This is a genomic window from Cryobacterium sp. Y50 (assembly GCF_002929805.1).
GTDB lineage: Bacteria > Actinomycetota > Actinomycetes > Actinomycetales > Microbacteriaceae > Cryobacterium.
Map to the genome: position 1 here is coordinate 78443 of NZ_PJJM01000100.1, position 13367 is coordinate 91809.

General features: G+C 64.6%; 10 protein-coding genes. 3 read left to right on the forward strand and 7 right to left on the reverse strand.

Annotation, left to right across the window (positions count from 1 at the left end):
• Positions 1–2: 2 nt before the first annotated feature.
• From narJ to CXY73_RS16030, 4 genes are all read right to left on the reverse strand, one after another.
• Complete coding sequence (gene narJ, locus CXY73_RS16015) at positions 3–716, reverse strand: nitrate reductase molybdenum cofactor assembly chaperone (RefSeq protein ID WP_233198392.1); 714 nt, start codon at positions 714–716, stop codon at positions 3–5.
• Positions 713–2380 carry a nitrate reductase subunit beta gene (gene narH / locus CXY73_RS16020; RefSeq protein ID WP_104178256.1) on the reverse strand — a complete coding sequence of 556 codons (1668 nt, stop codon included), beginning with the start codon at positions 2378–2380 and terminating at the stop codon, positions 713–715. Before narH ends, narJ begins: the two co-directional genes overlap by 4 nt.
• A complete protein-coding gene (locus CXY73_RS16025) occupies positions 2380–6135 on the reverse strand; it encodes a nitrate reductase subunit alpha (RefSeq protein ID WP_104178257.1) in 3756 nt (1251 codons plus the stop codon). The genes narH and CXY73_RS16025 overlap by 1 nt, the downstream gene beginning before the upstream one ends.
• 429 nt (positions 6136–6564) lie before the next feature.
• The gene (locus tag CXY73_RS16030) at positions 6565–7248 is read right to left on the reverse strand and encodes a metalloregulator ArsR/SmtB family transcription factor (protein ID WP_104178258.1); all 684 of its coding nucleotides are present in this window, start codon (positions 7246–7248) and stop codon (positions 6565–6567) included.
• A 152-nt stretch (positions 7249–7400) separates the two neighbouring features.
• On the opposite strand from CXY73_RS16030, the gene pdhA reads away from it, so the two are divergent.
• The 3 genes from pdhA to CXY73_RS16045 are packed head-to-tail and all read left to right on the forward strand — an operon-like array spanning position 7401 to position 10813.
• The gene (gene pdhA, locus CXY73_RS16035; protein ID WP_104137504.1) at positions 7401–8477 is read left to right on the forward strand and encodes a pyruvate dehydrogenase (acetyl-transferring) E1 component subunit alpha; all 1077 of its coding nucleotides are present in this window, start codon (positions 7401–7403) and stop codon (positions 8475–8477) included.
• Positions 8477–9496, forward strand: a complete 1020-nt coding sequence (locus tag CXY73_RS16040) for an alpha-ketoacid dehydrogenase subunit beta (RefSeq protein WP_104178259.1) — start codon at positions 8477–8479, stop codon at positions 9494–9496. Before pdhA ends, CXY73_RS16040 begins: the two co-directional genes overlap by 1 nt.
• A gap of 9 nt (positions 9497–9505) precedes the next feature.
• A complete protein-coding gene (locus tag CXY73_RS16045; protein ID WP_199185405.1) occupies positions 9506–10813 on the forward strand; it encodes a dihydrolipoamide acetyltransferase family protein in 1308 nt (435 codons plus the stop codon).
• Here CXY73_RS16045 and CXY73_RS16050 read toward each other — a convergent pair.
• The 3 genes from CXY73_RS16050 to CXY73_RS16060 are packed head-to-tail and all read right to left on the reverse strand — an operon-like array spanning position 10810 to position 13131.
• On the reverse strand, positions 10810–11046 hold the full coding sequence (locus tag CXY73_RS16050) for a ferrous iron transport protein A (protein WP_104137512.1): 237 nt from the start codon (positions 11044–11046) through the stop codon (positions 10810–10812). The genes CXY73_RS16045 and CXY73_RS16050 overlap by 4 nt on opposite strands.
• Entirely contained in the window at positions 11043–11741 is a 699-nt protein-coding gene (locus tag CXY73_RS16055; protein WP_233198393.1) for a TrkA family potassium uptake protein, read from the reverse strand. The genes CXY73_RS16050 and CXY73_RS16055 overlap by 4 nt, the downstream gene beginning before the upstream one ends.
• Positions 11734–13131 carry a TrkH family potassium uptake protein gene (locus CXY73_RS16060; protein ID WP_104137515.1) on the reverse strand — a complete coding sequence of 466 codons (1398 nt, stop codon included), beginning with the start codon at positions 13129–13131 and terminating at the stop codon, positions 11734–11736. The genes CXY73_RS16055 and CXY73_RS16060 overlap by 8 nt, the downstream gene beginning before the upstream one ends.
• Between the last annotated feature and the right edge of the window lie 236 nt (positions 13132–13367).

The window sequence follows — 13367 nt, forward strand, 5'->3', positions numbered from 1 at the left end:
TTCTATCTGGCTTCATTTGCGTGCGCGGAGAACGGCTTCAAATTGCCGAGATAGGTCATGCCGACCGTCTCGGTCGGCGGCCCCTCGTTTACAAGGTCCAGGTAGCGTTCGCGGGTTTCGTCATCGATCTCGGGAAGCGACAGCGACACGGCCTTCACAAGGTGGGCGTAGGGGCTGTCGAACTTCTCCAGCGCCGTGCGCAACACCTCGATGCCGTCCCGGTGTGCGGCAAGCAGCTCCTGCGCGATCGGTGAATCCGACAGCGCCGAGAACTCGAGCACCATCGGCAAGTAGTCGGGCAGTTCGTCGGCATCAACCTGCCAGCCAGCCGCCCGGTACGCCTCGACGAAACGCACGAGCGCCATGCCGCGGCGACGAGTATCGCCGGCCGCGTAGTAGGTGAGGTAGGGGCAGCATTTGCGCTTCAGATCGAAGGTCGCGGTGAAATGGGTGGCGAGGTCCTGCTCGCTCCAGCCGTCGATCGCCGTGAAGAATGCGTCGAACGCCTTTTGCAGCGGGTCAGGCAGTTGAGTAACGGACGCCCGCACCAGCGAAAACTGCCGCTGCCGCTCCGGTGTGGGGTAGTCCAGCAGAATCGACGCCGCCATGTGTGCGATGACCCCTTGCTCCGGCATCAACGGCACGGCAGCAATCGCCCGCAGAGCCACCTTCGGCGCCCGAAAACCAAAATTCAGGCGAGGCGGGCGGATGCTCATGCCGGACTCCCGGCATCTGCTATCGGCGGGAACATGCCCTGAGGTACGCCGGAGCCGTTCCAGTTGAGCAGGTTGACCCGCCCGGGTGTGGTCGGCGCGGTGGCGCTCGACCGCCCGGTCATCTCGTTGTAGTTGTCGACCGTGGCACCGAGCGGCATGCCGACGGTATTGCCGTAGGGGCCGCTGTGCCCGGCCGAGGCGGGCCCGCCCATGCCGGGTCCGCCGTCGTTGTCGAGCGAGCAGCCGAGTTCTTCGAGCTCTCGCGCGGTCTCGACGTGGGCCTTGGGAATGACGTAGCGGTCTTCATACTTGGCGATCGCGAGCAGCCGGTACATGGCGGTGATGGTCTCGCCAGTCATTCCGACCGCGTTCGGGATGCGCTCATCGGGCTCGTTGCCGAGGTTGATGTCGCGCATGTAGGCGCGCATCGCGGCGAGCTTGCGCAGCGAGAGCTCGACCGGAACGACGTCGCCCGCCGAGAACAGTCCGGCGAGGTATTCCACCGGAATGCGCAGTTTGTCGATCGCGGTGAACAGGGTGCGTGCGTCTTCGCCGTCGCTGCCGGAGTTGCTGACCACGTCGACCACGGGCGAGAGCGGGGGGATGTACCAGACCATGGGCATGGTGCGGTATTCCGGGTGCAGCGGCAGTGCGACCTCGTACTCGGAGATGAGCTGGTAGATGGGGCTGTTCTGGGCGGCTTCGATCCAGTCGTCGGCCATGCCCTCCGCCTTGGCGGCGGCGATGACCTCGGGATCGAACGGGTCGAGAAAGCAAGCACGCTGGGCGTCGAGCAGGTCCTGATCGTTTTCGATCGAGGCTGCGGCGAGGACCGCATCGGCGTCGTAGAGCATGAGGCCAAGGTAACGCAGACGTCCGACACAGGTTTCGGAGCAGATGGTGGGCTTACCCTGCTCGATCAATGGGTAGCAGAGCGTGCACTTCTCGGCCTTGCCCGTTTTGTGGTTGAAGTAGACCTTCTTATAGGGGCAGGCGGAGACGCACATGCGCCAGCCACGGCATCCATCTTCATCGACGAGCACGATGCCGTCTTCTTCGCGCTTGTACATGGCGCCGGAGGGGCAGGCGGCCACGCAGGCGGGGTTCAGGCAGTGCTCGCAGATGCGCGGCAGGTAGAACATGAAGGTCTTTTCGAACTCCATTTTCACGTGCTCGCTCATCGTTGCGAGAATCGGGTCTTGCGCGGCGGTCTCCTGCGATCCGCCGAGGTCGTCGTCCCAGTTGCCCGACCACTTGATGTCGATGTCCTGGCCGGTCAAGAGCGATTTCGGGCGTGCGACCGGGCTTTGCGTGCCGGCCGGAGCGGTGGTCAGCATGTCGTAGTCGTAGGTCCACGGCTCGTAGTAGTCGTCGATCTGCGGCAGGTTGGGGTTGTTGAAGATCTGCGAGAGCTTCTTCAGTCGTCCGCCGGCCGCAAGCTGCAGGCGGCCGCGCTTGTTGCGCACCCAGCCGCCCTTCCACTTCTCTTGGTTTTCGTATTCCCGCGGGTAGCCCAGGCCTGGCCGCGTCTCAACGTTGTTGAACCAGGCGTATTCCACGCCGGTGCGGTTGGTCCACACCTGCTTGCAGGTGACCGAGCAGGTGTGACACCCGATGCACTTGTCGAGGTTCATGATCATCGACATCTGGGCCATGACACGCATTAGTAATCCACTTTCTGGCTGCGGCGACGAATCACGGTGACCTCGTCGCGTTGGTTCCCGGTCGGGCCGAGGTAGTTGAAGGCGAAGGACAGCTGGGCATAGCCGCCGATCAGATGGCTGGGTTTCAGCAAAATGCGGGTGAGCGAGTTGTTGGTGCCGCCGCGCATACCGCTGGTTTCGGCGACCGGCACGTTGATGGTGCGGTCCTTCGCGTGATACATGTACACCGTGCCCTCCGGCATGCGGTGCGACACGATCGCGCGGGCCACGACGACGCCGTTGCGGTTGTAGGACTCGATCCACTCGTTGTCGATCACGCCGATCTTGTCGGCGTCCTGCGGGCTCATCCAGATGGTCGGACCGCCGCGGGAGAGCGAGAGCATGAGCAGGTTGTCCTGGTATTCGGAGTGGATCGACCACTTTGAGTGCGGCGTCAGGTAGCGCACAGCCACCTCGGCGTGACCGGTCGGGGTCTTACTCGTGGCGCCGACGATCGAGTCGTCGAACAGGCGGTACATGTCCAGCGGCGGCCGAAAGATTGGCAGTTGCTCGCCCAGTTCGATCATCCAGTCGTGGTCGAGGTAGAAGTGTTGACGACCGGTGAGAGTGTGCCAGGGCTTCAAGTGCTCGACGTTGATGGTGAAGGCGCTGTAGCGGCGACCACCGTGCTCTGAACCAGACCATTCCGGGGAGGTGAGTACCGGGATCGGCGCACCCTGGACATCCGGATAGGAAAAACGTCGACCCTCGTTGTCGCTGGCCAGCTGGGCGAGCTTGACGCCGGTGCGTTCCTCGAGCTGCCGAAAACCCTGCGTGCCAAGGCGGCCGTTGGTCGTGCCCGAGAGCGCGAGCACCATTTCGCAAGCGTGAATAGCGGTCGACAGGCGCGGGCGGCCGGCGGCGGGACCGCCGGGAACGAGCCCGTTTTTCTTGCCGAGATAGGCGACCTCGACGTCGGGGTTGAATTTCACACCCTTGGTGACCATGCCGAGCTTCGCGGTGAGCGGCCCAAGCGCGCCGAGCTGCGCGGCGAAGGCCGGGTAGTCGCGTTCGACCACGACGAGCCTCGGCATGGTGACGCCAGGGATGAGCGGCTGGTCGTTCAACACGGTGCCGTGCGGGGTGGCCATGCCGTCGGGGGTGTCGTGTTGCAGCGGAGCGGCGACGATGTCCTTGCGCACCCCGAGGTGCGTGACCGACATTTCGGAAATCTTCGCGGCGAGCACGTGAAAGATGTCGAAGTCGGTCTTCGCCTGCCACGGCGGCGCGATCGCGGGGTTGAATGAGTGAATAAACGGATGCATATCCGTCGTCGAGAGGTCATTCTTCTCATACCAGGTGGCCGGCGGCAAGACTACGTCACTGTAAATGGTTGTCGAGGTCATGCGGAAGTCGCTCGTGACCATGAGGTCGAGCTTGCCTTCCGGGGCGCTCTCGTGCCATTTCATGGTCTTTGGGCGGCGAGCCGGCATGGATTCCACTCCGCGTACGGCGGAGTCGGCGCCGAGTAGGTGCTTGAGAAAATACTCGTTGCCCTTGCCTGAGGAGCCGAGAACGTTGGCCCGCCAGACCACGAGCACCCGCGGAAAGTTCTCGGGGGCATCGGGGTCTTCGCAGGCGAACTCGAGCGAGCCGTCCTTCAGGGAATCGACGACGTATTCGGCGGGTTCCTGCCCCACGGCAACCGCGTCGTCGACCAGGTCGAGCGAGTTGCGGTTGAAGGTCGGGTAGCTCGGCATCCAGCCGCGCTTGGCCGATTCGACCATGGTGTCCGCGGTGGTGCGTCCCTTGAATATCCCGGTACCGAGCGGGCTGGCGAGGGTGTCGGCGCTCAGGCCGTCGTAGCGCCACTGGTCGGTGGCGAGGTAGAAGAAGCCGGTGCCGATCATCTGGCGCGGCGGGCGCACCCAGTCCAGGCCGAAGGCGTACTGGCCATAGCCGGTGAGCGGACGCACCTTTTCCTGGCCGACGTAATGGGCCCAGCCGCCACCGTTCACGCCCTGGCAGCCGGTCATGGTGGTCAGTGCGAGAAAGGTGCGGTAGATGGTGTCGGAGTGGAACCAGTGGTTGGTACCGGCTCCCATCAGAATCATCGAGCGACCCTGCGAGTCTTCGGCGTTCTGCGCGAATTCCCGGCCGATGCGTGCGGCGGCCTGCCACGGAACCGAGGTGATCTCCTCTTGCCAGGCTGGAGTTCCGGGGGTGGAGGCGTCATCGTAGCCGGTGGGCCATTCGCCCGGCAGACCGTCGCGGCCGACGCCGTACTGGGCGAGCAGCAGGTCGAACACGGTCGTCACGAGCACTCCGGCAACCTCGCGTACGGGTACGCCGCGGCGCACGATGCCGGCGGCACCGGCGTGGCGCTCACCGACGCTGTCAGCACTCGGCGTGATGTCGAAGCGGGGCAGGTCGATCGCGACAGAGGCACCGTCGTAATCCGGGGCATCCGCGATAGAGAGGAGTGGGTCGCGACCCTCGAGGTCGAGGTTCCATTTGCCCTTGTCGGCCTCGCTGAACCGGTGCCCGATCGACCCGTTCGGCACGAAGGCCTCACCGTTCTCGTCGAGCATGACTGTCTTGAAGGCTGCACTTGAAACGGATGCGTCGATGCCAGGCAGCGCATCGGCCGTCAGAAACTTGCCGGGCACCCACGCATCCTGACGCGGGGTGAGCGCGATCAGGTAGGCCGAGTCGCTGAACTTCTTCATGTATTCGACGAAGCGCGGGGTACGGCGGTCGACCAGGAATTCCTTGAGCACGACGTGGCCCATGGCAAGGGCGAGGGCGGCGTCGGTGCCGGGGTGCACAGCAAGCCACTCGTCGGCGAACTTGGAGTTGTCGGCGTAGTCGGGCGCGACGGTGATGACCTTCTGGCCACGGTAGCGGGCCTCGACCATGAAGTGCGCGTCGGGGGTACGGGTGACGGGAACGTTCGAACCCCACATGATGAGGTAGCTGGAGTTCCACCAGTCGGCCGATTCTGGCACGTCGGTCTGGTCGCCGAACACCTGCGGGCTGGCGACCGGCAGGTCGGCATACCAATCGTAGAACGAGAGCATGGTGCCGCCGAGCAGCGAGATGAACCGGTTGCCGACGCCCTGCGACACGATCGACATGGCCGGAATCGGGCTAAAGCCGGCGATCCGGTCTGGGCCGTACTTCTTGATGGTGTGCACGTGGGCGGCGGCGACGATCTCGGCGGCTTCGTCCCAGGTCGCACGAACCAGGCCGCCCTGGCCACGGGCACTCTTGTACTGGCGGGAAGTTTCGGGATTGCCGGTAATCTCGGCCCAGGCCAGCACGGGGTCACCGAGGCGAGCCTTCGCTTCGCGGAAGAGGTTCAGCAGCACACCGCGCACGTAGGGGTACCGCACCCGGGTGGGCGAATAGGTGTACCAGCTGAACGCGGCGCCGCGGGGGCAGCCGCGGGGCTCGTATTCGGGGCTGTCCGGGCCGACACTGGGATAGTCGGTCTGCTGGGTTTCCCAGGTGATAATGCCGTCCTTGACGTACACCTTCCAGGAACAGCTGCCGGTACAGTTCACGCCGTGGGTGCTTCGCACCTCTTTGTCGTGGGTCCAGCGGTCACGGTAGAACGCGTCGGCGGCGCGGCCGCCGGTCTTGAACACGCTGCGCAGGTCCTCGCTGGTTTCGCCGCGGCGTAGAAAGCGGCCGAGCTTGAGCAGCGAATCGGCGACCGGACCGTCGGTGCCGGGCTTGCTGGTGGTGCTGGTCGTACCTGTGCGTGTTTTCACGGCTGCCCCTTGCGTGCCGGGGAATGCCGTAGTGGCACTCACCCTCAGAACGAGCTTCGCCGCTCACGTCGAGGCCTACAACCGCAAACCACCGTGAATAATGTTTTGCCCGGCCGGCGGCGCTTTCAGCGGACCAATCACAGGCTCTGGACAGTTGGGGGCGACGTACGAGACGACACAAACGACCCTCGGGGCTTCGCGATGGGGCGTTTCGAAGCATCTCAGGTGGACGCCCGCGGCGAATTCGGCACCCCGATCAGGTTAGGCACCAAGATCGGGGTTCCCGTTTTAGTTTCAGAAATTTACCGCAAAGTCACGATCGATCCGCTCGATTTCTCCAGCGCCGCAGCCTGTTCTTGTGTCGTCACCTTATTGGCCATGATCATTCCCCATGTTGCCGTTCTGATCGGTTCGATGACGAATCTTCGATCAAGTTCGGCGCAAATCCCGCGTATTCAGCGGCTTGGTGTCGCCGGTCGCCACCGCCGTTGCGACGACGTCGATCACGCACAGGTGCGGGGCGTTGATGATGTTCAGTCCAACCGCGCGCAGCGGGCCATCGGCCTGCTCCAGCACTCCTTGAATCAACCGGTAGTGCACACCACAGACCTCGGGGTGGTCCTTGACCATCTCCGAGTATGGGCAGTCGTGCAGGTTGACCTGTTCACCATTGGCGGCGACGCTCGCGTCGAAGCCGGCCTGATCCAGGTGGTCGTCGAGGGCGTCGAGCTGACGCCGGGCTGCGGGGCCGGTGCAGCCGGCCAGGGCGGGCTGGCCTGCGGAAAGAAGCGGCAGCATCCGTCTCAACTGCTCGGCACGCTCCTGCGCGGCCGCGATCTTGCGGGCGCGAATCGAACCGAGTTCGGCACTAACCCCGCTGGCAGCGCTGTAGAGCATCTTCGGCCGCCCCTTGCTGTCGCGCGGCTCGGGAGCACAGGTGACGAAACCGTCATTGATCAGGCGATCGAGATGTTCGCGGGCGGTATTGGGGTGCAGACCAGCGGCTTCGGCGAGGTCGTTGACCGTCATCGTTCCGCGACTTTGCAGCTGGTAGAGCAGGTTCATGCGGCTCAGACTGGCGAGCGTTTTGTAACTCGGGGGTTGGGCGGCCATAACTCCATTATGACCTCCCGCAATGGGCGGCAGCAGAATAAATTATATTTCAACCCTTCCACCGCAGATTCTCCCGCTGAACGGTTGGAAAGCAAATCATTGCTCGCAAAGTAATAGTCTTAATAGACGAAATACGCAGGAAGTGGGACCACATGGCGGCAAAAGCCCGCACGCGACCGAAAGCAGGAGTCGAGTCCACTGGCGGTGAACCCGCCGAAACCCTCCGTGACTATTATGAGCGGATGTCGCTGGTGCGGGCCTTCGAACTGCGCTCCAGCGAGATGTATGCCCGCGCCAAAATCGGCGGCTACTGCCACCTAAACCTCGGTGAAGAGGCCACCGTGGTCGGCCTGACGGCCGCGATCGAAACCCGCGACTACCTGTTCACCGGCTACCGCGACCACGGCTACGCCCTTCTGCGTGGCCTGTCGCCTGAACGCGTGATGGCCGAGCTGTTCGGCAAGGTCACCGGCGTCTCCGGCGGACGCGGCGGTTCGATGCACATGTTCGACTCCGAAGCGCGCCTGCTCGGCGGCTACGGCATCGTCGGCGGGCAGATTCCCCCGGCCACCGGCGCCGCCCTCGCTCTGAAAAATCAGGAAACGGCTGGCCCAGACGCGGCCGCCGTGATGTGTCTGCTCGGTGACGGCACCACCAACATCGGCGCTTTCCATGAATCGCTCAACCTGGCCGGTTTGTGGAAGCTTCCCATCGTCTATGTGATCGTCAACAACGGGCTCGGCATGGGCACGACTGTGGAGATGGCATCCGCTGAGCCCGATCTGTACAAGCGCGCCGCGTCGTACCGCATGCCCGGCGTGCGGGTTGACGGGGACGACGTTCTCGCCGTGCGCGACGCCGCCCGGGACGCCCTCAAGCAGGCCCGCGAGTCGCGTCAACCGGTGCTGCTCGAGGTTATGTGCTATCGACTGCGCGGCCACTCAGTGGTCGACCCGGCCCGCTACCGCTCACCCGAAGAGACCACGATCGCCCAGCAGTCCGATCCGGTGCCGAGCTTTCGCGCCGAACTGATCGCCTCCGGTGTGCTCAGTGAAGCGGATGCCGCCGCCATCGACGAGGCCGCCGACGTGCGCGTCTCTGAGGCGGTCGTGTTCGCCGAGGAGAGCCCGGAGCCCGCTCGAGAAGACCTGTTCAAGTATGTATACGCAACCCCGGTGGCGAATGCGCCATCCGCTTTGCCCGGAGAACCCGTTATGGACGCACTGTGATGACTACCGAAGTAGCAACAACCCGCACGATCACGTATCGCCAGGCACTCAATGAGACCCTGCGCGCCGAGCTCGAGCGCGACGAGAAGGTCTTTCTGATCGGCGAAGAGATCGGAGTGTTCGAGGGGTCATACAAGATCACCGCCGGACTACTCGAAGACTTCGGCCCAGAGCGGGTGCTCGACGCCCCAATCGCCGAGGAAGGTTTCGTGGGCGCAGCCCTCGGCGCCGCGATGCTCGGCATGCGGCCCGTGGTCGAGATCATGACGATCAACTTCAGCCTTATCGCGATCGACCAGATCGTGAACCACGCCGCCAAAATGCGGTCGATGTTCGCCGGTCAGGTCTCCATTCCGCTGGTCATTCGCATGCCCGGCGGCGGTGGCCAGCAGCTCGCCGCGACCCACTCGCAGAACCTCGAGGTGTGGTATGCGCACATTCCCGGGCTCAAGGTTGTCGCCCCGTCGACCCCGGCCGACGCGAAAGCGCTGCTGACCGCGGCGATTCGCGACGACGACCCGGTGATCTTTCTTGAGAACCTCTCGCTGTACAGCGCCAAGGGCGAGGTTCCCGACGGCGAACAGGTCGCCGAAATCGGCAAGGCCGCGGTTGTCAAGACCGGCACCGACCTCACCATCGTCAGCTATTCGCGCGGTACCACGACCGCCCTCGAGGTAGCCCATCAGCTCGAAGCCGAGGGTCTGTCAATCGAGGTCGTCGACTTGCGCAGCCTGCGTCCGCTCGACCGCGACACCATCTGCGCCTCGGTGAAGAAGACCGGCCACGCCGTTGTCTTCGAAGACGACTGGCTCAGCTACGGTATCGGCGCCGAGATTTCGGCGACCATCGGCGAGGGCGTGTTCGACTTTCTTGACGCCCCCGTGCGCCGCGTCGCCGCCGCCGAGGTGCCGCTGCCCTACGCCAAGGCCCTCGAGAAGGCTGCGCTGCCCAATGCCGCCGACCTCGCCAAGGTCGTGCGCGAAGTACTCAACATCTCAACTACCGCGAACGACAAGTAGGAGCCGGCCATGCCCGACGTCATCATGCCCCGCCTCTCCGACACCATGGAGGAGGGCGAACTCAGCCGCTGGATGAAGCAGGTCGGCGACGAGATCCACAAGGGCGATGTGCTCGCCGAGATCGAAACCGACAAGGCCACGATGGACCTCGAGGCCTTCGACAACGGCGTTCTCGAACAGCTGCTCGTCGTCGCCGGCGCGCTCGTACCGATCGGCGCGCCGGTCGCCCGCATCGGCGACGGCAGCAACATCGTCAAGGAGGACGCGCCCGCCACTCCTGCCGCCACTCCCAAAGCGGATGCCGCAGCTCCGGCAGCAGCACCCGCCGCGTCAGCTCCGACCGCCGTCACGGTGGCCCCGGCTGCGGCGCCTGCCGCATCAGCTCCAACCGCCGCCGCGGTCGCTCCGGCCGCTCCGGCCGCAGCGTCGACGCCGAGCGGCGAGCTCCGCACCTCGCCGCTGGCCCGCAAGATCGGCCGCGAGCACGGAATCGACCTGCACACGATCGCGGGCACCGGGCCGCAGGGCCGCATCACCCGCACCGACGTTGACACGGCGATCCTGGCTCAGGAATCCGCAGCATCCGCTTCGGTGCCGGTAGCAGCTCAGGCAGCCCCGGCCGCCGTTTCGACCGACTCGGTCTCCGTGCCGGTCAGTCGCATTCGGGCTGTCACAGCCCGCCGACTCACCGAGAGCCAGGCTGTGCCGCACTTCTTCCTCACCAGCGTCGTCAACGTCGAGCAACTCGTCTCGTTCCGTGCCAGCGTCAACGCTTCGCTCGAAACGGTCGGCAGCAAGGTCAGCCTGAACGACCTGTTCGTGCGCGCCTGCGCTGTCGTGCTGCGCGCCCACCCCGAGGTAAATGCTTCCTGGGGTGATGGCGTCATTCTGCGCCACAACCGAGTCAACGTCGGCGTGGCCGTCGCCACCGACGATGGACTGCTCGTTCCGGTGGTGGCCGACGCCGATCAGAAGTCGCTCGCCGCCATCGCCACCGAGACGCGCACCCTGGCCGGACTCGCCCGTACGGGCAGTCTGTCCCTGGCGCAGATGTCTGGTGGAACGTTCACCATCAGCAACCTCGGCATGTTCGGCATCGACTCGTTCACCGCCGTGCTCAACCCGCCGGAGGCCGGAATTCTGGCGATCGGCGCGGCCACCGAGGTTCCCCAGGTGCGCGACGGCGAGCTCGTGAGCGTGCCCATGGTCAAGATCACCCTGACCGTCGACCACCGAGTGCTCGACGGGGCAGTCGCGGCCGCGTTCCTGCACGACCTGACCCAGCTGCTCGAGGAGCCGCTGCGCATCGTTCTCTAACCCGGGATCCCCCGCCGCCGGCGCGGCTCGGGCGCCGGCGGCACCTCTTTCGCGGCCACGACGTCGACCATCGCGAGAGTCACCAGTCCGCGCTTGGTTTGCACCGAAACAAATGCCGCGCTGCGGCTGCGCAAAAAACCGAGCGCGTCCGTATAGCCACCGGGGATTCGCGTGCGCACGACAACCCGGGTGCCGAGCGGGGCATCCGCTAGAAAAGTGAAGGGACCGCTCATCGCATCAGGCTGTACTTTTCGACGCGCGCCGACTCCCCGGCGACAAGGATGATGTCGCCATCTTCGATCACCGTGTCGAGCGAGGTGGAGCTCCAGCCCACGCCGGGCCGGTGAAACGCCGTCACGGTCACGCCGTAGCGGGCACGCACCTTGGCTTCGCCGAGCGGAACGCCGATCAGTGCGCCCGGCGGCGCCGTCTTTACGAGCGCGAAGTTCTCGCCGATCTCGATGTAGTCCTGCATGGCACCGCGTACGAGGTGCGCGACCCGTTTACCCATGTCCTTCTCAGGGTAGATGACGTGGTTGACGCCGAGTTGGGTGAGAATCTCACCGTGCGGGTCACTGACGGCCTTGGCCCAGATGTTCGGAATACCGAGCTTGAGCAGCAGCGACGCGGTCAGGATGTTCGCCTGAATATCACCGCCGATAGCCACCACCACGCTTGAGAACTCGGGCACCGAGAGCTCGCGCAGCGTCGCTTCCTTGGTCGAGTCGGCGCGCACGACGTGCGTGAGTAGTCCGTTGTGGGCCTGCACGATCTCTTCGTCACCGTCGATGCCGAGTACCTCGGTGCCGCTCTTCATGAGTTCGAGGGCCAAGGAGCTGCCGAACCGGCCGAGGCCGATGACGACGACCGATTCGGCTTCGGCCAGGCGAGCCGGGTCACGATGCCCGAACAGCGAATATTTAGCCAATGATCGGCCTTTCCTTGGGGAGTTCATAGGTGGTGTGCCGTTCGCGCAGGGCGATAGCAGAGCCGATGGTGATCGGACCGAGGCGGCCGATAAACATGAGCAAGATGAGAATGATCTGGCCGCCCCAGGGCAGCCCCGCAGTGATTCCGGTCGACAGCCCCACGGTTGCGAAGGCGCTGATCGCCTCGAATAGCAGGGCGTCCATCGAGATTTCCGTCATGAGCATGAGGGCCGCCGTTGCGGCGATGATCACGGCCACCGCGAGCAGGGCAATCGTGATCGCCTCCCGGTGCACCGCCCGGGAGAGGCGCTTGCCAAAAACGTTGACGGCAACCGCACCGCGCAGCTCGGTCCAGAGGATGAAGAACAAGACGGCGAAGGTCGTGATCTTGATGCCACCAGCGGTTCCGGCCGGGCCGCCACCGATCAGCATGAGTACATCCATTCCGAGCAGGCTCGCCGAGTCCATTTGGCCGATATCGATGCTGTTGAAACCCGCGGTGCGGGTCTGCACCGACTGAAAGAAACCGGTCAGCAACTTTCCGGGCCAGTCCAGCGGCCCGAGCGTATTCGGATTCGACCATTCAACCGCGGTGATATATGCCGTTCCGAGAATGAGTAGTGCGATCGTGCCGGCCACGACGATGCGGGTATTCATGGTCCAGGTGCGAATCGACCAGCCGCGCCTTGGATTCCGCACCTGCGCTCGCAGCTGCCGTCGCAACTGCACGATCACCGGAAAGCCCAACCCGCCGAGGATCACGGCGGCACTGATCGGAAGGCAGATCCAGGCATCCGTTGCGAAACTCATCAAGTTGTCGCTGAACAGGGCGAAACCGGCGTTATTGAAGCTTGACACGGAGTGGAACACGCCGAGCCAGATAGCCCGGCCAACCGGCTCGCCGTAGCCGATCATGAACCGTAAGGCCAGCATGACAGCGATGGTCACCTCGATGGCGAGGGAGATGCGCACGACACCGAGCACGAGTCCCTTGACGTCTTCGAGGCCGACACTCTTGGTCTCGGCGACGGCCGTGACGCGCGAGCGCAGCGAGAGTTTGCGGGCGATCGCCAAACCGACCACCGAGGCGAACGACATGATGCCGAAGCCGCCGATCTGGATCAGCACCAGAATCACGATCTGGCCGAACGGCGTCCAGTAAACCGCCGTGTCGACGACGGTCAGCCCGGTGACGCAGACGGCGCTCGTGGCGGTGAACAGCGCTTCCAAGAAGGACGCCCCGCCGGGGCCGACGCGGGAGTTCGGCAGCATGAGCAGGGCGGTACCGACGAGGATGGTCAGGGCGAAGCCGGAGACCACGACTTGCGCTGGATGCAGGCGGTAGCGCTTCGTTGTGTTGCCGCGTTCGCGGACTGCCCGTGAGTGCACGGTCCAACTCTACGCTGGGAGCGCCCGCTGGCCCGGACGGGCAGGAATGTGGGGTACACCCGGCTCCTCGTTCCTGAGCGTGGGCGGACACAAACTCCCCGAGCCCGCCTTATGAACCTGGGCCCAGTTTATTGACTTGGCCCACGTTCCGGGCCCCATGCAAGCACGTGCTGGCCGGGTTTGTTCGGCAGTCATTTATAGTCGGTTCGACGAGCTTCGTCTAGCCCCTTTTTTCG